Genomic DNA, 23,825 nt, shown 5'->3' with positions numbered 1-23,825 from the left:
GTGCTGCTGTTACGTGGTGGGACGTTCGGAGCCGACGACCCACATCGAGAAGTACTGCGAGCCACCGCCGTAGGCATGGCCGAGAGCCTTGCGCGCGTCGGCCACCTGGTGATCGCCGGCGCGGTGCATGACCTGCATCGCCGACTCGGCAAAACGGATCATGCCCGAGGCGCCGATCGGGTTGGAAGAGAGAACACCGCCCGAGGCATTGACCGGGAGCTTGCCGCCGATCGCGGTTTCGCCGGCCTCGGTCAGCTTCCAGCCCTGGCCTTCCTCCGCGAAACCGAGGTTCTCGAGCCACATCGGCTCGAACCACGAGAACGGGACATAGATTTCGGCGCAGTCGATTTCGTTGAGCGGATCGGTGATTCCCGCGGACTTCCACAGCGCGGCCGCGGCGTCACGGCCGGCCTGCGGATTGACCTGATCGCGTCCGGCATAGAAGGTCGGCTCGGTGCGCATCGCCGTCGCGTGGATCCACGCGACCGAACGACCCTCGGCCTCGACCTGTGCGGCCGCTTCCTCGTTGCCGATCACCAGAGCGCACGCGCCGTCCGAGGACGGGCAGGTCTCGTCGTAGCGGATCGGATCCCAGAGCATCTGAGATGCCTGCACCGATTCGAAGGTGATGTCCGGCTGCCGCAGGTGCGCATACGGATTGAGGCTGCCGTTGAGCCGATCTTTCACCGCGACGAGGTAGCCGATGTGCTCCGGTGCGCCCGATCGACGAATGTACGAACGGACGTGCGGGGCGAAGTATCCACCGGCGCCGGCGCCGACAGGCATGTTGAACGGTACCGGTGTGGACAGCGCCCACATGGCGTTCGACTCGGACTGCTTCTCCCAGGAAACCGTCAGAACCCGCTTGTGGACACCGGATTTGACCAGGCTGGAGGCGACGATAGCCGTCGAACCACCCACCGAGCCGGCAGTGTGAACACGCAGCAACGGCTTTCCGTTGGCGCCAAGGGCATCCGACATGGCGAGTTCGGGCATCATCGAACCCTCGAACAGGTCGGGGGCCTTTCCGATGACGACGGCGTCGATGTCGTCCCAGCCGACGTTGGCGTCGAGCATCGCGGCGTCGATGGCTTCACGAACCAAGCCCGCCATCGAGACATCATGACGCTTTGCGACGTAGTGAGTTTGGCCGGTGCCGAGCACGGCCGCGAGTTGAGGCGTTCCGGCCATCAGTTCCGTCCCTCCAAGACTGCTACCAGGTTCTGCTGCAGCACAGGGCCGCTTGTTGCATGGGCCAGAGCGCGATTCGCCTGGCCGTCGAAGATTGCCTTGGCGGCGTGGCCGATTCGTTCCAGACCACCGGCGAACAGTGGGTTGCCGCTGAGCGGACCGCCGGACGGATTGATCGTGGTGGCGTCGGTCAGGCCGATCGCTTCCTTCAAGATCAATTCCTGGTGAGTGAACGGCGCGTGCAGTTCGGCGACGTCGATGTTGGCGACCTCGCCGCCCGTTGCCGCCTTGGCTGCCGACGTTGTGGACGGCGAGGTGGTCAGGTCACGTGCACCCAGGTTGGGGGAGTCGATGCGATGCTCGAGTCCGGTGATCCACGCCGGCCGCTCGCAGAGATCGCGGGCGCGATTGCCCGAGGCCAGCACGATTGCTGCCGCACCATCGGTGATGGGCGCACAATCGTGTGCGCGCAACGGATCTGCGAGGAACGGGCTGGCGAGTAGTGCCTCGATGTCGACCTCGCCTGCGAGCTGAGCCTTCGGATTACTCAGCGCGTGACGACGGCTGCGAGCGGCAACCTCCGCCATGTCCTCTTGCGTCCACTTACCTGCGTCGAGTCCGAGTCGGGCTTGAAGTCCGGCGATCGAGACGGAGTCCGGCCACAGCGGAGTGACGAGGTACGGATCGAGTTGCATGGACAGGATCTTGCGCAGGTGCCCGGCGGAGGATTTGCCGAAGCCGTACACCAGCGCGGTCTCGACCTCGCCGGTCAAGATCTTGATCCACGCTTCGTAGAAGGCCCACGCAGCATCCATCTCGACGTGAGATTCGTTGATCGGCGGGACCGCTCCGATGGAGTCGATGGCCGAGATGAAGGAGAACGCTCGTCCGGCCAGGTAATCGGAAGATCCGGAGCACCAGAAGCCGATGTCGGACTTGGTGATTCCCAGATCGCTGTAGAGCTGCTGGAAGCACGGGACGAGCATCTCGACGCCGTTGGTGGTGCCGTTGGTTTCGCGGACGTGGGGTGCCTGAGCAAAGCCCACGACTGCGATGTCTGCAGAAGTCATTTCAGGAGCCTCACAGGTGGTGTTGGAAGGTGGAGTACTCGGCGTCGGGTTCACCTGTCGGCCGGAAGTATTCGATGTTCTCGAGGGTGTAACCCCACTCTTCGCGAGGCTTCCACTTGGCTTCGACGCGCATGCCCATGCGTACGTCCGCGGCATCACATTCGAGGATCAAGTGCAGGAACGGAATGTCGGCTCCGTCGAGAAGCACGTAGGCGGCCACGTAGGGCGGTTTGATTCGCTGCCCGAGGAACGGGACGTTGACGATGCAGAAGGTGGTGACAATTCCCTTGTCGGGCAGTTCGATCTGCTCGCTCGTCGGCTTCCCGTTGGTGGGATTCGCGCCGCGCGGTGGGATGTAGATCTTGTCTTCGGGGCCGCTGCGACCACCGATCAGTTTGCCTTCTGCGAGACCACGGAGGTAGAAGCTCTCCTCGGCCGAAGCGGAATGCATGAAGTGCAGGTCGACAGGCGTCGTGATCATGGTGACAGGATCGGCGGTGGAATCGACTGTCGCGATTCCATTTTCGCTCTCACCTGGTTCGAAGCACTCGATGTCCTTGATCTGCCCGATCCGCTCCGACGCCCAGCGAGCACGAACCCGCAGGCCGGTGCTGATGTCGTCGGGGGAGTCGACGTCGACCGCGTGGAGCATGGACGTGTCCGCGCCGTCGAGCTTGATCAGGGCCCACGCGAAAGGCTTCGTCAGGGGTTGACCCTCGATGGGTTCGGGCATCCACGTCCAACTCACGACCGTTCCGCCGTCGGAGACTCCGACGAAGTCGGTCAGTGGTTCGGCCGTATCCGGATCGAATTCCGGTGGCGGCACGAAGACACGACCGTTCGACCCACGTGCGCCGATCACCTTGCGATCACGCAGGGCAGTCACGAACGCGCCGATGGTCGGTCCCGTCGATCTGGTGTAGTCGAAATGAAGATTCAATGGTGCGCTCAGGGGCTTGTCGGCCACCCCGCTCTTTCCGATGGTCACAAGATCGAGTAGAACAGGTTCTAGAGATTGTGGCAAGAGTCACTTCTGATCACCGGCAATGTGGAGGCCTGCGATGAAGCTTGGGTTGCAACTCGGATACTGGGGCGCACAGCCGCCGGCAAACGCCCCGGAACTGATCGAGGCCGCGGAAGGCGCGGGATTCGACGCGGTCTTCGCCGCGGAGTCGTGGGGCTCGGACGCCTTCACCCCGCTCGCCTGGTGGGGATCTCGGACCGAGAACGTCCGTCTCGGCACCTCCGTCGTACAGATTTCGGCGCGAACACCGACCAGCTGTGCCATGCACGCGCTCACTCTCGATCACCTCAACGGTGGGCGAACGATCCTCGGGCTCGGCGTATCCGGACCGCAGGTCGTCGAAGGTTGGTACGGCCAGCCATTCGAGAAGCCGCTCGCGCGCACCCGCGAATACGTCTCGATCGTGCGCCAGGTCCTCGCCCGTGAAGCGCCCGTCACCAGCCCCGGCCCCCACTACCCTCTGCCGTATGCGGGACCGGGCAGTTCGGGACTTGGCAAGCCGCTCAAGCCCATTACGCACCCGCTGCGTGCGGACATCCCGATCTGGCTCGGCGCCGAAGGGCCGAAGAACGTCGCGCTCGCCGGTGAAATCGCCGACGGGTGGCTGGCGATCTACTACACCCCGCGCCTGGCGCCGATGTACAACAAGTGGCTCGACGAAGGCTTCGCTCGCGCCGTGGCCCGTCGTAGCCGCGAAGACTTCGAGGTGGCCGCCACGTGCCAGGTCATCGTGACCGACGATCGTGCCGCGGCCATCGCCGCTCTCAAGCCGATGACCGCCCTCTACGTCGGCGGAATGGGCGCCCCGGAGTTGAACTTTCACGCACAGGTCTACAAGCGGATGGGCTACGAGAAGGAGGTCGACGAGATCGGTCGCCTCTTCATGTCGGGCCGCAAGGACGAAGCTGCTGCCGTCGTCCCCGACGAGATGGTCACCGAGACCATGATCATCGGCAACGTCGACGAGGTGCGCGCGGACGTGAAGCGTTGGGAGGAAGCCGGAGTCACGATGTTGTTGGTGACCTGCCGCGACGCCGACCATGTGCGAGAGCTCGCGGCCGCGGTGGGTGGTTGAGCGGGGCACCCCCTTTTTTTTTCGAGCGGTACCCCCACTTTTTGTGAGCGAACGGCACGTTCAGCGCATCTGAGGCGCTCAACGCGCCTTTCGCTCGCCGAAAGTTATCCACAGGGCCGCCAAAACCCCAGTTCGACTCCGGGGCCCGCGCTGCTACTCGAGTCATGCTGCAACCATGCGGCGTGGGATGTGGGGCGATGATCTGGACGCGATCTACCGCGTCAGTCGAAGCGGAGTGATCCGAACGGCGGACTTGGCGCGATTGGGCGTCTCCAACTCCGCCGTGCACACCCGGTGTCGAGCGGGCGGACCCTGGCAGCGCATATTGCCAGGAGTGATCCTGCTCCGAAATGGTCAACCGACGCCACGTCAACGATCGATCGCTGCGCTCATGTTGAGCGGTGACGAGTCTCTGCTGACGGGGCGATCTGCCATGTCGGAGTACGGATATCGGACGCACGCCGGGGATGTGCAGGTGCTCATCCCCATCGACCGTCGAGTTCAATCGGTTGGATTCGTCACGGTGGAGCGCACTATTCGACTGCCTGAGCCGGAGATTCGCAACGGTCTGCGCTGTGCGCCGCTGCCGCGGGCACTACTCGACGCTGCGAGGCGGTGCAAGGCCCTCGATCCCACACGGGCACTCATTGCCGAGGTCGTTCAGCGTGGCGACGTCTCGGTGCGCGAACTTGCGAAGGAACTCGAGGCGGGTAGCAGTCGGGGTTCCGCGCTACCTCGGGTCGTGTTGCGCGAAGTGAACGCGAACGTCCACTCGGTTCCGGAGGTTCACGCGCGAAAACTGTGGCAGCGGAGCGGGCTGCCGGAAATGTTGTTCAACCATGAGATCCGGGATGCCGACGGAGACTTCATCGCAATTCCGGACGGATGGATCGATTCGGTTGCCTTCGCGTGGGACATCGACTCCTTGGAATGGCATGCCGCGCCGACGGACTACAAGCGCACGGTGGAACGCCGGACGCGTATGCAGAATGCGGGAATCATCGTGTTGCCGACGGTGCCCAGTGCACTGCGAACGGACCCTGATCGTGTGATCGAGGACCTGCGTGCGCACTACAGATTGGCGCAGTCACGTCCCCGGCCACAGGTGTTCGCGAGGTCGAGGTGGGTCAAATTGGACGAAACCGGCTGAGCGAAAGTGCCTTTCGGCGCACTGAAGGCGCCGAAAGGTACGTTCGCTCGAGAAGGGGGTGGGTGCACCGAGAGGGGACGGGAAAGGGGGGCTCAGGCGGGGGTCGGTCAGACAGGGGTGGGTCAGGCAGGGGTGGGGACAGGCAACCCTGACTCAGACACCCTTGAACTGGGGCGCCCGCTTCTCACCGAAGGCTCGCGGGCCCTCCTTGGCGTCCGCGCTCATGAACACCTTCATGCCCAGTTGCGCGTCGATCTGGAAGGCCTCTTCCTCGTGCATGCCCTCGGTGTCGCGGATGGTCTTGAGGATCGCCTGCACAGCGAGGGGGCCGTTGGCGCTGATCAGGTCGGCGAGCTCCAGTGCCTTGTCGAGGGCCTGGCCGTCCGGGACGACGTGGCCGATCAGCCCGATCTCCTTGGCTTCGGGCGCTTTGATGTGACGACCGGTGAGCAGGATGTCCGCCGCGATCGTGTACGGAATCTGGCGCACCAGACGCACTGCGGAACCGCCGAGTGGGAAGAGCCCCCACTTGGCTTCGGAGACGCCGAACTTTGCGCTCTCGCCTGCGACGCGGATGTCGGTGCCCTGCAGGATTTCGGTTCCACCGGCGATGGCTGCACCCTCGACCGCGGCGATCAGCGGCTTGGTCAACCGGCGACCCTTGAGGAGGCCTTCGATCTTGGACATGTCGACTCCGCCGCCCGCGAAGGAATCTCCCGGCGGCTTGGCGGACATGTTCTTGAGGTCGGCGCCGGCGCAGAAATCGCCACCTGCTCCGGTCAGGATCGCCACACGGATTTCGGGGTCGTTGTCGACCTGGTCCCAGGCGTCGACCATGATCGCCATCATCTCGCCGGTGATGGCGTTCTTACGCTCGGGGCGATTCATGGTCACGATGAGAACGTGGCCGCGCTTCTCCACGAGGCAATGCGGCGCGGTTTCCGAAATGTCTGATTTTTCGGTCGTCGAAGTGGACACTGATGGCTCCTGGCGGGTCTGTGAGCTGGCTCTCAAATTGGGTCTTGCCAGAAACGGTAACACGTTCTACTTTGAACTCGTGGCCCTTAACATCGCAGACTTCGTAGAGCACGCAATCGACCTCGTTCCGGACCGCGTTGCGCTGGTCTCGGACAATCGCGAGATGACTTATGCGCAGTTGGAGGACCGAGCAAACCGCCTCGGCCACTACCTGCGTGAACATGGCGTTCAGCCGGGTGACAAGGTCGGCATCTACTGCCGGAACGTCATCGAGGCGATCGAGGCCATGGTCGCCGTTTTCAAGATCCGGGCCGTGATGGTCAACATCAACTACCGGTACGTCGAGAACGAGTTGCAGTACATCTTCGACAACTCCGACATGGTGGCACTCATTCACGAGCGCCGCTACTCGGACAAGGTCGCGAACGTCCTGCCGAACACTCCCAAGGTCAAGTCCGTCATCGTGGTCGAGGACGGCACCGATCTGGATTTCAGTGCTTTCGGCATCGGCTACGAGGACGCACTCGCGCAGAGTTCGGGTGAGCGTGATTTCGAAGAGCGCAGCAACGACGACATCTTCATGCTCTACACCGGCGGCACCACCGGAAGTCCCAAGGGCGTCATGTGGCGTCACGAGGACTGGTGGCGTGTGCTCGGCGGCGGCATCAACTTCGTGACCGGCGTTCCGGTCGAGGACGAGTACGAGATGGCGAAGGTCGGCGCAGCCAACCCGAGCATGATCCGCTACCCGATTCCCCCGATGATTCACGGCGGTTCGCAGTCTGCGGTGTTCCACAGCCTCTTCGGCGGCGGAACCTGTTTGATGCACCCCGAATTCGACGCCCACGAGGTGTGGCAGAACATCGACAAGCACAAGGTCAACCTGATCTTCATCACGGGTGACGCGATGGGCCGCCCGATGCTCGACGCACTGATCGCCGGCAATCCGAAGACGGGTGAGCCGTACGATCTTTCGACGCTCTACGTGATGGCCAGCAGTGCTGCGCTCTTCTCGCCGAGCATCCAGGAGCAGTTCCTCGAACTGTTGCCCAACCGCCTGCTGACCGACTCCATCGGAGCATCCGAGACCGGCTTCGGCGGACTGGCCGTGCTGAGCAAGGGGCAGAAGCACACTGGCGGTCCGACGGTCAAGATCGACGCCTCCACAACGGTTCTCGACGACGACGGCAACGAGGTCGAACCCGGATCGGGCAAGCGCGGCATGCTCGCGCGCAAGGGCAACATCCCGCTCGGCTACTACAAGGACGAGGTCAAGACGGCCGAAACCTTCCGCACCATCAACGGCGTTCGCTACTCGATCCCCGGCGACTATGCGCAGGTCGAAGCCGACGGCACGGTCACGATGCTCGGCCGCGGTTCGGTGTCCATCAACAGCGGCGGTGAGAAGGTTTACCCGGAAGAGGTCGAGGGCGCGTTGAAGGCGCACCCGGACATCTTCGACGTGCTGGTGGTCGGTATCCCCGACGAGCGCTTCGGTCAGCGGGTTGCCGCAGTGGTTCAGGTACGCGAAGGCACGTCGCCGACGTTGCACGACATCGCCACCGCAGCGCGCAAAGAGATTGCCGGATACAAGGTTCCGCGCAGCGTGTGGTTCGTCGACCAGATCAAGCGCAATCCGGCCGGCAAGCCCGACTACCGCTGGGCGAAGGCCGAAACGGAATCGCGCGAGGCTGACGATCACAACGGAAATGGCGCTCCTGTGGCGTCCGCAAACGAAAGCGTGGAAGCCTGATGCGTTCGGATCTCGCCGACAAGTTCGGCATCGAATACCCGATCTTCGGATTCACTCCTTCCGAGCACGTCGCGGCCGCGATCAGCCGCGCGGGCGGTCTGGGCGTGCTCGGTTGCGTCCGGTTCAACGATCCGGAAGAGCTCGAAGCCGCACTGACGTGGATGGACGAGAACACCGACGGTAAGCCGTACGGCGTCGACATCGTCATGCCGGCAAAGGTGCCGACAGAAGGCGGCGCCGTCGATCTCGACAAGCTGATTCCGGAGGAGCACCGCGCCTTCGTCAACCGAACGCTCGACGAACTCGGTGTGCCGCCGCTTTCCGACGACGTCGAGCATGCGACCGGCGTACTGGGATGGCTTCACTCGGTAGCGCGGTCTCACGTCGATGTTGCTCTGGGACACCGGATCGCGTTGATTGCGAATGCACTGGGATCGCCGCCGAAGGACGTCATCGATCAGGCACACGAGAAAGGCGTTCCGGTAGCAGCACTGGCCGGCGCCGTCGAGCATGCACGTCGTCACGTCGAGAACGGTGTCGACATCGTGATCGCGCAGGGCTACGAGGCCGGCGGTCACACCGGCGAAATTGCGTCGATGGTTCTCGTTCCGGAAATCGTTGATGCACTGGGCGATTCGGCGGCCGTACTGGCTGCCGGCGGTATCGGCAGCGGCCGTCAGGTGGCTGCTGCACTTGCACTCGGTGCGTCCGGAGTGTGGATGGGCTCGTACTGGCTCACCACGTCCGAATACAAACTCGGCAGTGCGTCGGGCGAAGGCCCTTCCGCTATTCAGCGTGCACTGTTGGGCGCGACGTCGGCCGACACCGTACGTTCGCGCATCTACTCGGGTAAGCCCGCTCGGTTGCTCAAGACCAAGTGGACGGAAGCCTGGTCGAACCCGGGAGCACCGGCGCCCTTGCCGATGCCGCTGCAGAACCTACTGGTCAGCGACGCTCATCAGAGAATCGCTGCATCGGAGAACCCGGAAGTTGTGGCAATGCCCGTCGGTCAGATCGTGGGACGGATGAACGAGATCCGACCGGTCGCCGAGGTCATGGCAGAGCTGGTGTCGGGGTTCGAGGACGCGCGAACCCGACTGGATTCGATGAAGTAGTAGATGACACGTACGTATGCCCTCGGCCGAGTTTCGGCCGAGGGCATACGTCGTTTCAGCCGGCGAGGTCGTCCGGTCCGACGCTGTCCGACAACCATTCTCCGCGGCTGAGGGCGCCGTCGTCGCGGCGACGTGCGATCACGAAAATGACCAGGGCGGCAGCGAGGACAACTGCGAGAACGCGCGAAGGCGTCAGGTTCGGGTTCTTCATACCCGTAATTTTGCCGGAAGAACGGGCGCGATGGTGAGACAGCGGAGCAAAATCACGCGTTTCGAAACTACTGCGCTTCGGAAGCATGAAGGCCGGCGATCCGCTCGCGCAGGCCACCGAAGTGCACATCGAGAGTGTGCGCCGCCTCGACGGCATCACCCGTACGGATCGCGTCGAGAATCGCACGATGCTTCGACGCGATGTCGATCAGTGGTGTATCCGAATGCCCGATAGCCTGCTGGATCTCGCTGTACACCTGCCAGAAGACGTCCATCAACTGAGCGAGGACCTGGTTGTCGAGCGGGGAGTACAGGCGGGAATGGAAGGTCGCGTCGATGTCGGAGAAGTTCTTCCCGGCGGCGGCACGGACCTCCATGCCGGTGACGAGTTCGTCGAGGTCGGCGTGGTCGGCCGACGTCATCTCGGCCATCGCCGCACCGATCAGTCCGGTCTCGAGTGCCTGACGAATGTCGACCAGTTCCATCGCCTCGTGCCCGGTGCCCTGCAACGACAACCGGCCACGGAAGGTCAGGCCGTCGGCGAGAGCGTCGAAGTTGCTCGGGGCGACGAACATTCCGAAACCGTGACGGATCTCGACGACGCCCAAGGCCTGCAGAACCTTGAGTGCCTCGCGGAGCGTGTTCCGGCCGATTCCCAACTCTTCGGACAGTTCGGCCTCGGTGGGCATCGGGTCGCCTGGGGAGAGTCTGCGTTCGAGGATCAAGTTCATGATGTCCGTCTGAAGTGCGCGCATGCGGTTTTGCGCGCTGAAACGAGCGCCCTGTGTGCCACTCCGGACAGACATCGATTCCCCTTTTCTGATACGAACGTCCTTCATCCTATGTCCGGTCATCCGCTCCATTGGTCAACCCACGTCAACGGTGCGTTGCAGGAGACTGGGCGCCGCGCCCAGCAGTTTGGCCGTGTACGCATCCGACGGGTTGTCGAATACTTCCTGGGCTGTCCCCTGCTCGACGATCCGCCCGGCGTTCATGACGACGATCGTGTCGGAGACATACCGCACCGTCTGGATGTCGTGCGAGATGAACACCATGCCGAGCCCCAACCGAGCCTTGATGTCGCTGAGCAGGTTCAGGATCTGCGCTCGCACCGAGACATCGAGAGCCGACGTAGGTTCGTCGGCCACGATGACGTCGGGCTCGAGCGCGAGCGCACGCGCGATCGCGACACGTTGACGCTGACCGCCGGAGATCTGGCTCGGGATGACTTCGAGCGCAGATTGGGGGAGTCCGACCAAACCGACCAGCTCGCGAACTCGGGCTGTTCGGCTCGCGCGGTTGCCGATGCCGTGGACGTCGAGCGGATCGGTGAGGATGTCGGCCACCGTCATTCGCGGATTGAGCGCGGTAGCCGGGTCCTGGAAGACGATCGAGATCGCCCGCCCGAACTCCTTGCGCACGCCCGCCGACCGGGTCAGAGCGCTTCGGCCGCGAAATACCACGTCGCCCGACGTCGGTTTCTGCAATCCGACCATGACTTTGGCCAGAGTGGACTTGCCGCAACCCGACTCGCCCACGATGCCGATCGTCGCCCCTCGTCGTACGGCGATACTGACATCGTTGACCGCGTGAACCGTGCCGGGTTTGAACAGTGATCCCGAACGGGTCTTGTGGACGACGTGAATGTTCTTCAGTTCCAGGATGGGTGCTTCAGCTGTAGTCATCGCACGCTCTCCAATTCCGATTCTGCGTGTGCGGGAGTCGCGGACTGGTTCGCGAAGAAATGCTCGGTCTCGCCGATCCGAACCATCTCGGGCTTTCGGTTTGGATCGGAATCCGGACGCAGGGAACGTTCGGCAAAACGGTCACCGGCGGCGAAGCTGCCTGGCGACGGTACGGTTCCCTGGATCTGGTGGAGCCGCGGAGCCTCGTCCTCGATGGAGAGAACGGCGCCGAGGAGGCCCTGGGTGTATTCGTGACGCGGATCGACGAGTAGATCGCTGGTGGGCGCAGACTCGACGACCTGACCGGCGTACATCACCGTGATCTTGTGAGCGAGTGAAGCAACGAGTGCAAGATCGTGGCTCACGAAAACCATGGCAAAGCCGAGCTTTTCCCGAAGATCGTTGAGCAAGTCCACGACCTGGGCCTGGACGGTGACGTCGAGAGCGGTGGTGGGCTCGTCCGCGACGATCAACCGCGGACTGCGGGTGAGCGACATGGCGATCAGAACGCGCTGACGCTGACCACCGGAAAGCTCGTGTGGGTAGCTGGAGAGAGTGCGCACCGGATCGAGTCCGACGAGTTCGAGCAGTTCCTCGGCTGTGCGGGTACCGCCGCGCTTCGTGAGCTGCTTGAACTGCGCGCGGATCAGCATCGCCGGGTTCAGAGAACTCAGCGCATCCTGGTAGATCATGGCCATGTCGTGCCCGCGCAGCTTGTTTCGCTCCCGGTTGTTCAGTTCGAGGACGTTGACGCCGTCGAACAGGATCTCGCCGGTCACCACTGCTGTCTTGGGCAGTAGACCCATGATCGCCAGCGAAGTGAGCGACTTTCCGCAACCGGACTCGCCGACCAGTGCCATAGTCTCGTTCGGGCGGACGGTGAAGCTCACGTTGTCGACGATCGCCGTGTCTCCGTAGCGTTCGGGGAACCGGATCGTGAGATTGCGGACCTCGAGGAGGGGCGCTGCATCGCCCTCGTACACAAGACGATCGGACCGAGACCGCTCGGTTTCCGCCAGGATCTTCAGGTGAGTTTCGAGAGGGGTCGGTTCGGCGGCCGGCTTCAGAACATCTTTCACGACGCTCGGGTCGGCGAAGTCGTCGATCAACTCCGGAGTGTTGGCGACCGATGCGGCTTCGTCCTCCAGAATGAGCTCGTTGGAGGTCTCCTCCGCTGCGGCGGTCTGCGCTGCTTGGAGTGCGGAGGGCGTCTTCTTGGTCTTCTTCAGACTCGGATCGGCCATCGCGTCCGTCAGGCCCTCGGCGAGCACGTTGAGGGAGAGCACCGTCAGAAGAATCAGCAGACCGGGGAACACCGTTGCCCACCAACCACCGAGAAGGACCATGTTCTTGCCGTCGGCGATCACCGATCCCCACGACGGATCCGGGGGACGGACACCTGCTCCGATGAACGACAGGCTGGCCTCCAGCACGATGGCGTCCGCGACCATGACAGTGCAGAAGACGAGAACCGGCGCAGCACAGTTGGCTACGACGTGCTTGACGACGATGTGTGAAGTTCTTGCGCCGATGACCTTTTCGGCCGCGACGTAGTCCTCACCGTACTGAGCGAGAACGTTCGCGCGAACGACGCGGGCCACCATCGGTGTGTAGAGGAACGCGATGGTGACGATCAGAACCGGAATCGAACCACCGAAGGCTGCGACGAGTACGGCAGCGAGCGCGATGCCCGGGAACGCCATGACCACGTCGAGCACTCGCATGATGGTCTCGTCGACGCCTTTTCGGCTCGTTGCGGCGACCGACCCGATGAGAGCACCGGCGCACAATGCGAGGAAGGTGGACCCGAGACCGATGGTCAACGACCAACGTCCGCCGTAGAGCAAGCGGCTGAACAGATCTCGGCCGAGACTGTCCTGACCGAACCAGTGATCGGCGCTGGGGCCCGCGGTACCCACCGCCTGTTCGAGCGGGGTGTACTGCGTGATCAGCGGCGCGAAGAGGCAGGCGAGCACGATGATCGCGAGAACCGCCATCGACAGCCAGGCCGAGAGGGGGAAGCGAGAGAAGGTGATGCCGGGTCGCGAAAGCTTTTCGGTGAGTTTTCTTCTCATCATGCTGCGCTCCGAAGTCGTGGATTGACGAGCAGGTAGAGGATGTCGACGGCGAGGTTGACGACGACGAAGCCGACCGCGATGACGATGACAACACCCTGAACTACTGCGGGGTCACCGTTGGTGACGCCGTTGATCATGAGCTGACCCATTCCGGGAAGACCGAAGATCTGCTCGATGACCACAGCGCCACCGAGGAGGTATCCGACCCGTAGACCCAGGACGGTGAGCGGGTTGATCAGTGCGTTACGCAAGACATTTCGCCCGATCACCACGTGATAGGGCAGGCCGCTGCCGATCGCGGTACGGACGTAGTCCTTGTCCAACTCCTCGACCATCGACGTGCGGATGATGCGCGTGAGTTGTGCTGCGACGGGCAGTGACAGGGACAGCGCCGGGAGCGCCATGTACCAGAGCCAGTCGGTGACGGAGTCGCTCGGATTGACGTAGCCACCGGTGGGGAACCATCCGAGTTGGACGGCCAGATACTGAATCATCAGCAGTGCCAACCAGAATGACGGTGCTGCCACACCACCGAGGGAGATCACTCGGATGACCTGATCCGGCCAACGATCGCGGAACAGTGCGCTGGTGACACCGAAGATCAGCGAGAGCACGATGGCGATCACCAGTCCGAGAACCGTGAGCTGAATGGTCAGTGGCAGAGCGGTGGAGATCGAATCCAACACCGGGGTACCGGAAATCAGGCTGTCACCCATATTGCCGCTGACCAGATCGGTCACGAAGTGAACGTATTGCAGCGGAAGCGGATCGAGCAGTCCGTTCTCTTCCTTGAACTGCTGCAACTGTTCCGCAGTCGGGTTGCCGCCGTTGAACGCCGCCGTTGCGGGATCGGTGGGCGCGAACTGCATCACGATGAAGACGAACGCGATGATGCCGAGGATCAGGGGGATCAGTATCAGTAATCGCCTGATCAGCATGGGGAGGACTCTTGCCATCGGGGAATCTCTCAGTTGTGGGAAACGGCCGAGCGGGCGGGTATCAGGCCGGCTTCGCCTGAAGCAGGTTGACGCCGGGGTACGGCAGCGGAGTGACGTCGGCGATCTTCTTCGGATCCCACGCAGTCAGGAGTTCCTGATGGAGAACCGGATAGTAGACAGCGTTTTCGGCGATCTGGTTCAGGTACGACTGCACAAGGGTGCTGCGCTTTGCCGGGTCTGTCTCGCGGGTGGCCTCGTCCATGGTGGCGTAGATCTTCTGTGCCTCGGGGGTGTCGTCCCACTTGGCGTAGGTCTTCGTCCACAGGCCGCCCTTGCTGTACGTGTAGCGCACGAGGAGGTCGACGTCGCTGCCGAATGCCTGTGGGTTGGACGTACCCGCAGCGATCTGGAACTTCTGGCCGCTGTTGAGCTTGCTCACCATGGCGCTGGTGTCCTGCGGTTCGAGCGTCGTGTTGAATCCGACTGCGTCCCAAGACTCTTTGATGGTCGGCAAGCAGTCGGCCAACCAGCTGACGTTGGTGGAGAGCAGCGTCAGGTCGAGGCCACTGACACCGGCGGCAGTGAGGAGCGAGCGGGCCTTGTCCGGATCGTACGAGTAGACGGTGGACGCTCGCGCGTAGTCGGGGTTGCGCTCGTACAGGTAGCTCGTGGCCGGTGCTGCCTTGCCGCCGAGGGCGATCTCGATCATCTTCGGGGTGTTGATCGCATAGAACATCGCCTGGCGAACACGAACGTCGTCGAACGGTGCCTGAGTGGTGTCGAAGAGCAGGTACATGAGGTTCATGCCCGGGTTGCCCTCGACGGTGCGCCCACCGGAGGTGAGGGTGGGGACGTTGGCGACGGGGATGTTGTCGGCGAGTTGTGCACCGGCATTGTTGCCCGAGACGCGCGCGATGCGTGAGGAGGTGTCGACGATGGAGAGCCAGTTCATGGTCGCGAAGTTGGCCGGGCGCGGCCCGTTGTACGCCTCGAACGCCTCGAAAGCTGTGTTGCTCTTGGGGGTGTGGCTCTTGAGCTTGTACGGACCGGAACCGACGACCAGCGCTCCGGACTTGGCCTCGTCCCAGTGGCCGTCGAAGACGTGCTTGGGCATGATCTTGGCGATCGAGAGACGCTGTGCGGCAGCGCTGAACGGGTAGTTGAAGTTCAGGGTCACCGTTTGGTCGTCGACCTTGGTGACGGACTGCAACCAGGAGGAGAAGAAGGAGCGGATCAGTACGTTCTGCTGTGGATCGAGGATGCGATCGAAGGTGAAGACGACGTCGTCCGAGGTGACCGGAGTGCCGTCGTGCCAGGTTGCGCCCTCGCGGATTTTCATGGTCCAGCTCGAGGCGGTGGCGTCGGTCGGGACGGCCTGTGCGAGCGCCGCATACGTCTCACCGGTGCCTGGATCGTTTTCGAGCAGTCCCTCGTAGACGTGGTTGACCGCTGCCATGAGGAAACCGGATGCAGTCTGCATCGGGTCGAAGCTCTGGTCGTTGCCGTATCCGATGGCGGTGGTCAGATCGCCGGTGCTCGCGGAACCGCCGACAACCGAGGTCGACGACGGGCCGCCGCCGCAGGCCGCGAGAGTCGCGGTGATACCTGCTGCAGCTCCCAGTAGCCCGGTGTACCGAAACAGGTCTCGGCGTGTGAACGCGGAGCTCAGCGGTCGTTCGTTCTTCAAGGCGGCCTCCAAGGCGGGGAGCGGGACATCAAGGGAGTGGATAGGGGATGTCCTATGTTCGACGTCCGATGTTGCGTAACTTACATTGTGGATCAGAAAGCGTCTAGAGAATCTTTGGAACTGGCGGTGTTGAACTTCGACGTTTCGTCGGTTTCGAACCAAAAATAGTGCTCTCACCTGCATAGATGAAGACTGTGTTACCGACGTCGAATTGACGACCGATGACGCTGGCCGTATAACATAGGACATCCCTCATCCAATCTTTGGAGACTTCATGACCCGATACAAAGTCGGTGTGGTCGGTTGCGGATTCTTCGGTAGTTCCCTCGCTCGCGAGCTGGCTGCCCATCCACGTTTCGAACTGGCGATGCTGTGCGACCGTGACTTCGAGCGGGCCAAGGATGTCGCCGCAGAGTTCTCGGCAACCCCGACAGACGATCACGACGCGGTGGCCGCTGACCCGGAGTTGGCCCTCGTTGTCGTCGCGACGCCCAATCACGCGCACGCCGAACCTGCCATCGCGGCACTCGAACACGGCAAGGCAGTTTTTGTCGAGAAGCCACTTGCCGTCGAACTGGTCGATGCGCAGAACATGATCGCGAGCGCCGACGCGAGCGGTTCGCCGTTGATGGTCGGGCACATCATGCGGATGATGCCGGGTGTACGACGTCTGGCGGACCTGCTGACGTCGGGGGAGCTCGGCGAGGTCGCTGCGATCGAAACGTCTCGCTCACGCTGGATCGACACCGACGGCGCAGATCCACAGTGGTGGAAGCTCGACAAGAGCCGAACGGGTGGAGAACTGACTCACGAGATTCACGAACTGGACCTGATGTGCTGGCTCGGCGGCGAGGTGACTGCCGTGTCGAGCATCGCCACCGCGGACGACGGCTTCCGCAACACAGTGGTGTCGTTCGCCGGCGGCGCGATCGGCAGACACACCATCTCGACGCGTTCACACACTTCTTCGTGGGAGCTGACGGTCGATGCCGCCGAAGGCTCGGTCCACGCGGACTTCCACACCGGCCGGGTCAGCCGACTGCGCGGGGGACGGGGCGAAGAGTCGTGGCCGATCTTCGACGTCGACGCCGAGAACCAATCGTTGATCGACTCTGCGAGCAGGACGCAGAAGTACAACTCGGGTAGCGGAGGATCCTCGCTGTGGATGCAGGCTGCGATTCGCCACGAAATCGACGAGATGGCAGCAGTTCTCGACGGCAAGGCTGACTCCGGCTCACCGTTGACATACGCACGTGAACGCGCACTCGTCGTCGCCGAACAGGTGCGACTCGGTGGCGGGGAACCGGCGGCGCTGTCGGGAAGTGCGAAGTGACCGTGCGTGTAGCCGTCATCGGCAGCGGCGCAATCGCGCGGGACCACGTCAGCGCTTTGGCGCGCATCCCGTCGGTCGAAGTCGCCTACGTATTCGGCAGTGACTTGGACCGGGCCGCATCGGTTGCGGCATTGGCGCCGGGCGCGAAGGCCAGTATCGATCTGGCGAAGATTCTCGCAGACCCGAGCGTGCACGCGGTCAACGTCGTGGGGGCCACTCCGGACCACGCGCCCGTGACGATAGCCGCAGGCCGCGCGGGAAAGCATGTGCACGTGGAGAAGCCCGCAGCGCTGACAGTCGCGGACTTCGACGCGATGGTCGAGGCCACCGAAGGTGGCGGCACCTCACTGATGGTCGGACAGACCGTACGATTCCAGCCGTCGATCACCTCGATCGGAAACTCGGTTGCACAAGGCGCCATCGGCGACCCCCGGTTGATCCACCTCAGTTGGTACACCGGCCACGTCTGGCCAGGGGGCTGGCGAGGCTGGCAACACGACAAGGAACGCTCGGGTGGTCACCCCGTTCACAACGGAACCCACGCTCTCGATCTGGTGACGTGGCTGATCGGTCGTCGTCCGGTCCGTGTGTTCGCTCGTAGTTTCCCCACCTTCGCGGCGGGGATGCCCGTGCACGACAGCTTCCATCTGACCGTTCGCTTCGAGGACGGATCTCTGGCGCTCATCGAATTGGCTTACGCACTGCCGCAATCGGGAAAGATGGTGCGCCGGATCGTGGTGTCGGGGACGTCCGGCACGCTCGCGCACGACACCGGCGACGACCCAGGCCTGATGACGGATACGACAAACGCGCCGCCGTCGTCGATCGAAGATGCGATGGCGCATCAGATGCGCCACTGGATCGCCACTCTCGACGGTTCCGCGACCCCGATAGTCGAGAACTGGCAGGTACGTGCAGCTCTCGCGACTGCCATCGCTGCACAACAGTCACTCGACACCGGCCGCGCGATCTCGATCGGAGAACACCGATGACCGGCACCGGTTCGATCCGCGTCGGATTTGTCAGCGGCGTAAGGCATGCCGGCTCCTATGCGGACCTGTTGCGCTCCGATCCTCGAGTGAGCTTGATCGGGGCCTCCGACGAATCCTCGGTCCCCGATTGGATTCGTGAGGACGGAATCGCGATGGCAAAGGCCGCAGACATCGAGTGGATCGACGAACTCGGCGAGCTGCTCGACCCCGAACGGATAGACCTGGCGATCATCTGCAGTGAGCCGACCAGGCATGCACGGCTTGCGATTGCCGCACTGAACGCGGGACTCGACGTCCTGGTGGACAAGCCGGTGGGTATCGACGAGTCGGAGGCCGCGGCGGTCGAGGAAGCGGCACGGTCGAACGGGCGAATCTGTACGGTGGTGAACCGCACTCATTCACCTGCGCTCCGGCGACTGCGCCGCTGGATCGATGCCGGAAACCTCGGACTGCCGCGCCACGTGGACATCGAGTTCCTTGCAAGCGGAACACATTTCGCGACGTCCGTCGAGCGTCCCGAACTGGTGGTGGATCCCGCGCTTTCCGGCGGGGGAGAAGTAGTGAACTTCGCCGGTTACGCCGCCGACTACCTCAGATACCTCACCGGCCTGGACGTCACCGAGGTGTACGCCGAGACGAGCACACTCTACGGCGGGGCCCACCAGCAGTTCGGAGTCGAAGACACGGCGTTGATCTCGCTCGCCCTGGAAAACGGCGTCACCGCGACGGTGACCGTCGGAAGAATCCCCGCAGCACCGGGTTTCGGCGCGAATACCGCGACGGTTCGGGTCCTCGGCTCCCACGGATACGCGAGTTCCGACGACGACAAACCCGCGGTGACCCACTTCGCATCCTCGGGAGACGTGACCGCACTACCCATCGGCGGCTTCGGTTCGGACAACGCGGTGTCGAGCTTTCTCTCTCACGTGCTCGATCGACTTCCCCCACGGACCGAACCCGACTACACCGTGGCAGACGCCCGCGCGTCGATGCGCGTGATCGATGCTGCCTATCTGTCCGCCTCGAGCGGTCAGCCGGTCTCCGTCTCTCCCTGACAGCCGCACCCACAACTCAATCCGACAACCAACATATGGAGACCTCATGAGCACGGAAACCACCACCTTCAGCGGAATCGTCCCGCCGATCGTCACACCACTGACGCTCGAGGGCGAGGTCGACACCACGTCGCTCGAACGCCTGCTCTCACTGCAGATCGAAGCCGGAGTCGACGGCTTGTTCGTCCTCGGTTCCTCGGGTGAGGTCGGTTACCTCACCGACGCTCAGCGCGCCCAGGTGGTGCAGACGGCCATCGGTCACGTCGGCGGCCAGGTACCGGTCCTCGTCGGCGTGAACGACATGACCACCAACCGGGTCATCGCCGTCGCCGAGCAGGCGCGTGAAGCGGGTGCGGATGCCATCGTCGCGACGGCGCCGTTCTACGCGATCACCGACGCAGCCGAGACGGCAACGCATTTCCGCTCCATCCACGCCGCAGTGGATCTTCCGTTGTTCGCCTACGACGTCCCGGTTCGTGTCCACAGCAAGCTCAGCCCGGCAATGCTGGTCGAGCTCGGTCGCGAGGGAGTCATCGCCGGCGTGAAGGATTCGAGCGGCGACGACGTCAGTTTCCGTATGTTGCTCCGTCAGTCGGCCGGGCTCGAAAACTTCGCCGTCTTCACCGGGCACGAGGTAGTCGTCGACGGATGCCTGCTGATGGGTGCTTCGGGCGCTGTGCCCGGCCTGGCCAACGTGGACCCCCACGGTTACGTGCGACTGTGGCGCGCTGCGCAGGCAGGAGACTGGGCGGCGGCGAAGGCCGAGCAGGATCGACTCACCGATCTGTTCTCCATCGTCGAGGCACCGACACCGGGTCGCGTCAGTGCCGGTGCCGCGGGTCTGGGCGCATTCAAGACGGCTCTGGCCCTGCGCGGCGTCATCACCGGCAACACGATGTGCGCCCCGATGCTCTCGCTCGACGAGTCCGAGACCGCAACGATCAAGGTCGTTCTGGAACAGGCCGGGCTCCTCTGACATGACATCTGGGCAGAAGCGATGGATCGGCATCGACATCGGCGGCACCAAAGTGGCTGCCGCGGTGGTGACGTCCGACGGATACGTGATCGACACCGTTCGTGCGGCAACACCGACGGCCGGTAGGGAGGCTGTTCTCGAGACCGCCACCGCGTTGGTCGACCGTTTGAGGGCGGATCACCCGGTAGCCGGAATCGGAGTCGGTGCACCGGGAATCATCGATCGGGTGCGTGGCCGCGTCGTCTTCGCCTCCGACATTCTGTCCGGATGGAGTGGCGCCGAGGTTCGCGGGGAACTCGAGGCGCACTCGGGTCTACCGGTGACGGTGGACAACGACGTGCGCGCGATGGCCCACGGCGAGAACATGATCGGCGCCGGTCGCGGTCGAAGCTCTGCACTGTTCGTCTCGATCGGTACTGGAATCGGTGGCGCGTTGACCGTGGGCGGACAGCTGTATCACGGCGCCCACGGAACAGCCGGCGAGCTCGCGCATCTGCTGGTTCCGGTCTCCGGGGCGATAGGTTGCGGTTGCGGTAGAACCGATCACCTCGAGGCAGTCGCCTCTGGCCCGGCGATGGAGGCCGAGTACGCAGCGCGGGCGGGTGTGCCCACTCAACCGTTGCAGAAGGTGGTGGCACTCATGCGCTCCGGCGACCCGATCGCCCGTGCCGTGGTCACCGACGCCGGTACTCTGCTCGGCCGAGTCCTGGCCGGCGTCGCCACCGCATTCGATCCCGAGGTGATCGTCATCGGCGGCGGCGCAGCCCAGATCGGAGCCGACCTCTTGTCGCCGCTGACGTCCGCTTTCCGGGTGGAAGCGATGGGTCCCATTGCCGAAACCGCCATTCTTCCTGCCCGTTTGGGCACCGATGCGCCGCTCGTCGGAGCTGCGCTCCTGGCCGCCGCAACACGAATCGAGGTAACACCGTGACTGTCGAAGAACTGCTCACGATCATCAGCGGGAAGCTGATCGTGTCCTGTCAGGCCGGACACGGCCATGCCTTGCGCGACACCGGGACCATCGAGAGGATGGCCCGCGCCGCGGTCGACGGCGGTGCAGTGGCGATCCGCTGCGGCGGTGTGGGCGGAACCCCGGATGTCGCCGCAGTCGTGTCGGCAGTGAAGGTACCGGTGATCGGTTTGACGAAGATCGGCTCGGAGGGCGTGTTCATCACGCCGACAAGGGAATCAGCCCTCGAAGTCGTGGATTCGGGTGCGCAGATCGTGGCTGCCGATGCCACGCTGCGACCGCGTCCAGACGGGCTGACCTTTGCCGACACCGTCGACGCGGTCCATGATCGCGGCGGCCTCGTCATGGCTGATTGTGGAACACTCGAGGACGGCATCGCTGCCGCCGCGGCGGGCGCCGACATCATCTCCAGCACACTGGCGGGATATACCGAGAACAGCCGACGGCTGGCAGGCCCGGACCTGGAGCTGGTTTCGGAACTGCGGCAGGCACTTCCAGATGCGGTCCTCATCGCCGAGGGGCGGTACCACAGCCCGGAGGATGCGGCACGCGCCATCGCCCTGGGTGCAGACTCGGTGGTTGTCGGAACCGCAATCACGGATCCGGCGTTCATCACGTCGAAATTTGCAGCCGCAGTATCGGGCGCCGAAAGGCAGAGGGTGTGACCCCGACGTCGAAGGCTTTGAAGTCCAAGACTGCCGAACGGATTCGACTGGAGACTTTGCTCGGCGACTCCTCGACGCCGATCCGGTGGGTCTTCACCGGCGACAGCATCACTCAGGGATTGACACACACCGACGGTCATCGAAGTTACGTCGAACACTGCGCCGAGCGCGTCCGTGGTGAACTTTCCTTGTTCAACCACGTCCTTGTCAACACCGGGGTGAGCGGCAATCGATCCTCCGATGTGCGTTTGGGTTTCGCACACCGCATCGAAGTGTTCGAACCCTCGGTGGTGTTGATCATGCTCGGTACGAATGACGCATTGGATGGCGAAGAAGGACTGGAGCGGTTTCGAGACGACCTCTCGGACATGATTTTCCGGACGCGAGCGATCGGTGCGGTGCCGATCCTGCAGACGCCGCCACCGATCGACGTCGAGAATGCGCCCACCAGAGTTGGATTGCTTCAGTACGTCGAGGTCGTGCGGCAGGTTGCCGCCTCGACGCGCGTGGTGTTCGTCGACCACTACGCGCAGTGGACGGCCCATTCTCCCGAGGGCCCACCGCCGGCTCTCCTGGCTGACGCGTTCCATCCGAACGAACAAGGGCACTACGTGCTCGCGGACGCCGTGCTCCGTGAGTTGTCGATCGCGGATGCCGAAGTTCCCGTTGTACCGCAGGTGATGTCGTGACACTTCGTGGACAAATTCTGCGTGGACAATTGGTGACCGGTGGTCGATTGCTCTCGGACGGGGTTGTCGAGATCTCCGGTGATCGTGTGGTGTGGGCCGGACCCGCGTCGCAGCGAACCGACCCGTTACCCGAACGGGCAGCTGCGGGAACAACGATCATTCCGGGTTTGGTCGACGTTCATTGCCACGGCGCCGGCGGATTCGGTTTCCCCGAGGCAGACGAGTTCGGATCAACCGTGGCTGCCGATCACCATCGGACGAACGGCACGACCTCGGTGATCGGCTCGCTCGTCTCCGCGCCGCCGCAGATCCTGCGCAGTCGCATCGAGCTCCTGGCAGGACTGGTGGACGAGGGCACGCTGGCCGGAATTCACCTGGAAGGTCCATTCCTTTCGGTACTTCGTTGTGGCGCCCAGGATCCCGACAGCATTCTCGACGGCGACCCGGCTCTGCTCGAGTCGCTGCTCGAAGCCGGCCGTGGGCGCATTCGCTCGATGACGATCGCTCCGGAGACAGCACACTTCGACGAACTTGCCTCATTGCTGGAGCGTCACGGTGCCGTCGTGAGTATCGGACACACCGATGCGTCCAACCCGATTGCGACACGTTCGATCGCACACTCGGCGCATGCACCGCTCAGTGCCACTCACCTGTTCAACGGTATGGCTCCGATGCATCACCGTGCTCCCGGCGCAGTGGCGGCATGTCTTGCCGCGGCTGCGAAAGGACAGATGGTGGTCGAGTTGGTCGGGGACGGAGTACATCTGGCCGACGAGACGGTAGCGACGGTGTTCGATCTTGTCGGTCCGCATCAGATCGCGTTGGTTTCCGACGCGATGGCTGCCGCCGGAATGCCCGACGGCCGTTACCCACTCGGGCCTCTCGACGTCGACGTGGTCGGTGGCGTGGCGCGATTGGCCGGCCAGGGGGAAACGGCCATTGCCGGCGGGACGAGTCGGTTGATGGACATAGTCCGCCGGGCGGTCAATCACGCCGGCGTCGATCTGCTTTCGGCTGTTATCGCGGCGACGGCAACGCCTGCTTCGCTGATGGGGCTGGCCGGAATGGTCGGCGATCTCTTGCCGGGTTGCCGCGCCGATCTGATCGTCACCGGTCCAGAACTCGAAACCCGCGCCGTCATGGCCGCTGGGAACTGGCTCATGAACTACACCGAAAGCTGAGGAATCAACC

22 protein-coding genes are annotated in these 23,825 nt (G+C 63.5%); 12 read left to right on the top strand and 10 right to left on the bottom strand.

Going from position 1 to position 23,825, the window contains the following annotated elements; all coding sequences use genetic code 11:
• Window positions 1–9: 9 nt before the first annotated feature.
• Genes AC2ETI_RS11430 through AC2ETI_RS11420 form a run of 3 tightly spaced genes read right to left on the bottom strand, consistent with a single transcriptional unit; the run spans window position 10 to window position 3,249 of the window.
• The gene (locus AC2ETI_RS11430) at window positions 10–1,191 is read right to left on the bottom strand and encodes a thiolase domain-containing protein (RefSeq protein WP_003945946.1); all 1,182 of its coding nucleotides are present in this window, start codon (window positions 1,189–1,191) and stop codon (window positions 10–12) included.
• Window positions 1,191–2,261 carry a thiolase domain-containing protein gene (locus AC2ETI_RS11425; RefSeq protein ID WP_483633922.1) on the bottom strand — a complete coding sequence of 357 codons (1,071 nt, stop codon included), beginning with the start codon at window positions 2,259–2,261 and terminating at the stop codon, window positions 1,191–1,193. Before AC2ETI_RS11425 ends, AC2ETI_RS11430 begins: the two co-directional genes overlap by 1 nt.
• A 10-nt stretch (window positions 2,262–2,271) precedes the next feature.
• A complete protein-coding gene (locus AC2ETI_RS11420) occupies window positions 2,272–3,249 on the bottom strand; it encodes a Zn-ribbon domain-containing OB-fold protein (RefSeq protein ID WP_021342921.1) in 978 nt (325 codons plus the stop codon).
• A gap of 73 nt (window positions 3,250–3,322) precedes the next feature.
• On the opposite strand from AC2ETI_RS11420, the gene AC2ETI_RS11415 reads away from it, so the two are divergent.
• Both AC2ETI_RS11415 and AC2ETI_RS11410 read left to right on the top strand, forming a co-directional pair.
• Entirely contained in the window at window positions 3,323–4,360 is a 1,038-nt protein-coding gene (locus tag AC2ETI_RS11415) for an LLM class F420-dependent oxidoreductase (protein ID WP_483633921.1), read from the top strand.
• A gap of 175 nt (window positions 4,361–4,535) precedes the next feature.
• Window positions 4,536–5,510 carry a hypothetical protein gene (locus tag AC2ETI_RS11410; RefSeq protein ID WP_483633920.1) on the top strand — a complete coding sequence of 325 codons (975 nt, stop codon included), beginning with the start codon at window positions 4,536–4,538 and terminating at the stop codon, window positions 5,508–5,510.
• Window positions 5,511–5,663: 153 nt separating this feature from the next.
• Here AC2ETI_RS11410 and AC2ETI_RS11405 read toward each other — a convergent pair whose 3' ends face one another.
• Complete coding sequence (locus AC2ETI_RS11405) at window positions 5,664–6,488, bottom strand: crotonase/enoyl-CoA hydratase family protein (RefSeq protein WP_007734275.1); 825 nt, start codon at window positions 6,486–6,488, stop codon at window positions 5,664–5,666.
• 79 nt (window positions 6,489–6,567) lie between these two features.
• On the opposite strand from AC2ETI_RS11405, the gene AC2ETI_RS11400 reads away from it, so the two are divergent.
• Window positions 6,568–8,241, top strand: a complete 1,674-nt coding sequence (locus AC2ETI_RS11400; RefSeq protein WP_029537562.1) for an acyl-CoA synthetase — start codon at window positions 6,568–6,570, stop codon at window positions 8,239–8,241.
• Complete coding sequence (locus AC2ETI_RS11395; RefSeq protein WP_003945863.1) at window positions 8,241–9,356, top strand: NAD(P)H-dependent flavin oxidoreductase; 1,116 nt, start codon at window positions 8,241–8,243, stop codon at window positions 9,354–9,356. The genes AC2ETI_RS11400 and AC2ETI_RS11395 overlap by 1 nt, the downstream gene beginning before the upstream one ends.
• Before the next feature lie 55 nt (window positions 9,357–9,411).
• Here the strand turns inward: AC2ETI_RS11395 and AC2ETI_RS11390 are convergent, their stop codons facing one another.
• The 6 genes from AC2ETI_RS11390 to AC2ETI_RS11365 form a co-directional block, all read right to left on the bottom strand.
• Entirely contained in the window at window positions 9,412–9,567 is a 156-nt protein-coding gene (locus AC2ETI_RS11390; RefSeq protein WP_019746984.1) for a hypothetical protein, read from the bottom strand.
• Window positions 9,568–9,634: 67 nt separating this feature from the next.
• Window positions 9,635–10,372 (bottom strand): FadR/GntR family transcriptional regulator, encoded by a 738-nt coding sequence (locus AC2ETI_RS11385; protein WP_024487763.1) that lies wholly within the window; start codon window positions 10,370–10,372, stop codon window positions 9,635–9,637.
• A 60-nt stretch (window positions 10,373–10,432) separates the two neighbouring features.
• The gene (locus AC2ETI_RS11380; protein WP_020906302.1) at window positions 10,433–11,251 is read right to left on the bottom strand and encodes an ABC transporter ATP-binding protein; all 819 of its coding nucleotides are present in this window, start codon (window positions 11,249–11,251) and stop codon (window positions 10,433–10,435) included.
• Window positions 11,248–13,326: a dipeptide/oligopeptide/nickel ABC transporter permease/ATP-binding protein gene (locus tag AC2ETI_RS11375; RefSeq protein ID WP_046377966.1), complete on the bottom strand. Its 2,079-nt coding sequence runs from the start codon at window positions 13,324–13,326 to the stop codon at window positions 11,248–11,250. The genes AC2ETI_RS11380 and AC2ETI_RS11375 overlap by 4 nt, the downstream gene beginning before the upstream one ends.
• Window positions 13,326–14,285 carry an ABC transporter permease gene (locus AC2ETI_RS11370; RefSeq protein WP_020906304.1) on the bottom strand — a complete coding sequence of 320 codons (960 nt, stop codon included), beginning with the start codon at window positions 14,283–14,285 and terminating at the stop codon, window positions 13,326–13,328. The genes AC2ETI_RS11375 and AC2ETI_RS11370 overlap by 1 nt, the downstream gene beginning before the upstream one ends.
• Before the next feature lie 43 nt (window positions 14,286–14,328).
• On the bottom strand, window positions 14,329–15,954 hold the full coding sequence (locus tag AC2ETI_RS11365; protein WP_030534712.1) for an ABC transporter substrate-binding protein: 1,626 nt from the start codon (window positions 15,952–15,954) through the stop codon (window positions 14,329–14,331).
• Between the two features lie 274 nt (window positions 15,955–16,228).
• Between AC2ETI_RS11365 and AC2ETI_RS11360 the strand changes: the two genes are divergently transcribed.
• The 8 genes from AC2ETI_RS11360 to AC2ETI_RS11325 are packed head-to-tail and all read left to right on the top strand — an operon-like array spanning window position 16,229 to window position 23,815.
• Window positions 16,229–17,287, top strand: coding sequence for a Gfo/Idh/MocA family protein (locus AC2ETI_RS11360; RefSeq protein ID WP_483633919.1), 1,059 nt, complete (start codon window positions 16,229–16,231; stop codon window positions 17,285–17,287).
• Window positions 17,284–18,279, top strand: a complete 996-nt coding sequence (locus AC2ETI_RS11355) for a Gfo/Idh/MocA family protein (RefSeq protein WP_483633918.1) — start codon at window positions 17,284–17,286, stop codon at window positions 18,277–18,279. Before AC2ETI_RS11360 ends, AC2ETI_RS11355 begins: the two co-directional genes overlap by 4 nt.
• Window positions 18,276–19,334, top strand: a complete 1,059-nt coding sequence (locus tag AC2ETI_RS11350) for a Gfo/Idh/MocA family protein (protein ID WP_483633917.1) — start codon at window positions 18,276–18,278, stop codon at window positions 19,332–19,334. The genes AC2ETI_RS11355 and AC2ETI_RS11350 overlap by 4 nt, the downstream gene beginning before the upstream one ends.
• Window positions 19,335–19,380: 46 nt before the next feature.
• The gene (locus AC2ETI_RS11345) at window positions 19,381–20,310 is read left to right on the top strand and encodes a dihydrodipicolinate synthase family protein (RefSeq protein WP_007734313.1); all 930 of its coding nucleotides are present in this window, start codon (window positions 19,381–19,383) and stop codon (window positions 20,308–20,310) included.
• A 1-nt stretch (window position 20,311) separates the two neighbouring features.
• Window positions 20,312–21,241 carry an ROK family protein gene (locus AC2ETI_RS11340; protein WP_030534708.1) on the top strand — a complete coding sequence of 310 codons (930 nt, stop codon included), beginning with the start codon at window positions 20,312–20,314 and terminating at the stop codon, window positions 21,239–21,241.
• Entirely contained in the window at window positions 21,238–21,945 is a 708-nt protein-coding gene (locus AC2ETI_RS11335; protein WP_182261389.1) for an N-acetylmannosamine-6-phosphate 2-epimerase, read from the top strand. Before AC2ETI_RS11340 ends, AC2ETI_RS11335 begins: the two co-directional genes overlap by 4 nt.
• The gene (locus AC2ETI_RS11330) at window positions 21,942–22,634 is read left to right on the top strand and encodes an SGNH/GDSL hydrolase family protein (protein ID WP_182261390.1); all 693 of its coding nucleotides are present in this window, start codon (window positions 21,942–21,944) and stop codon (window positions 22,632–22,634) included. Before AC2ETI_RS11335 ends, AC2ETI_RS11330 begins: the two co-directional genes overlap by 4 nt.
• Window positions 22,631–23,815 (top strand): N-acetylglucosamine-6-phosphate deacetylase, encoded by a 1,185-nt coding sequence (locus AC2ETI_RS11325; RefSeq protein ID WP_483633916.1) that lies wholly within the window; start codon window positions 22,631–22,633, stop codon window positions 23,813–23,815. Before AC2ETI_RS11330 ends, AC2ETI_RS11325 begins: the two co-directional genes overlap by 4 nt.
• The last annotated feature ends 10 nt before the right edge of the window (window positions 23,816–23,825 follow it).

Source organism: Rhodococcus sp. MurmanLake-1 (assembly GCF_056945715.1).
This window is presented reverse-complemented; position numbering and strand designations above follow the sequence as displayed.

What these genes read in the sequence shown, in the direction of transcription:
- AC2ETI_RS11370 (WP_020906304.1), bottom strand. Translation starts at nt 14,285, where the DNA reads ATGGCAAGAGTCCTCCCCATGCTGATCAGGCGATTACTGATACTGATC.
- AC2ETI_RS11360 (WP_483633919.1), top strand. Translation starts at nt 16,229, where the DNA reads ATGACCCGATACAAAGTCGGTGTGGTCGGTTGCGGATTCTTCGGTAGT.
- AC2ETI_RS11350 (WP_483633917.1), top strand. Translation starts at nt 18,276, where the DNA reads ATGACCGGCACCGGTTCGATCCGCGTCGGATTTGTCAGCGGCGTAAGG.
- AC2ETI_RS11340 (WP_030534708.1), top strand. Translation starts at nt 20,312, where the DNA reads ATGACATCTGGGCAGAAGCGATGGATCGGCATCGACATCGGCGGCACC.
- AC2ETI_RS11380 (WP_020906302.1), bottom strand. Translation starts at nt 11,251, where the DNA reads ATGACTACAGCTGAAGCACCCATCCTGGAACTGAAGAACATTCACGTC.
- AC2ETI_RS11425 (WP_483633922.1), bottom strand. Translation starts at nt 2,261, where the DNA reads ATGACTTCTGCAGACATCGCAGTCGTGGGCTTTGCTCAGGCACCCCAC.
- AC2ETI_RS11430 (WP_003945946.1), bottom strand. Translation starts at nt 1,191, where the DNA reads ATGGCCGGAACGCCTCAACTCGCGGCCGTGCTCGGCACCGGCCAAACT.
- AC2ETI_RS11345 (WP_007734313.1), top strand. Translation starts at nt 19,381, where the DNA reads ATGAGCACGGAAACCACCACCTTCAGCGGAATCGTCCCGCCGATCGTC.
- AC2ETI_RS11410 (WP_483633920.1), top strand. Translation starts at nt 4,536, where the DNA reads ATGCGGCGTGGGATGTGGGGCGATGATCTGGACGCGATCTACCGCGTC.
- AC2ETI_RS11390 (WP_019746984.1), bottom strand. Translation starts at nt 9,567, where the DNA reads ATGAAGAACCCGAACCTGACGCCTTCGCGCGTTCTCGCAGTTGTCCTC.
- AC2ETI_RS11395 (WP_003945863.1), top strand. Translation starts at nt 8,241, where the DNA reads ATGCGTTCGGATCTCGCCGACAAGTTCGGCATCGAATACCCGATCTTC.
- AC2ETI_RS11375 (WP_046377966.1), bottom strand. Translation starts at nt 13,326, where the DNA reads ATGAGAAGAAAACTCACCGAAAAGCTTTCGCGACCCGGCATCACCTTC.
- AC2ETI_RS11415 (WP_483633921.1), top strand. Translation starts at nt 3,323, where the DNA reads ATGAAGCTTGGGTTGCAACTCGGATACTGGGGCGCACAGCCGCCGGCA.
- AC2ETI_RS11385 (WP_024487763.1), bottom strand. Translation starts at nt 10,372, where the DNA reads ATGTCTGTCCGGAGTGGCACACAGGGCGCTCGTTTCAGCGCGCAAAAC.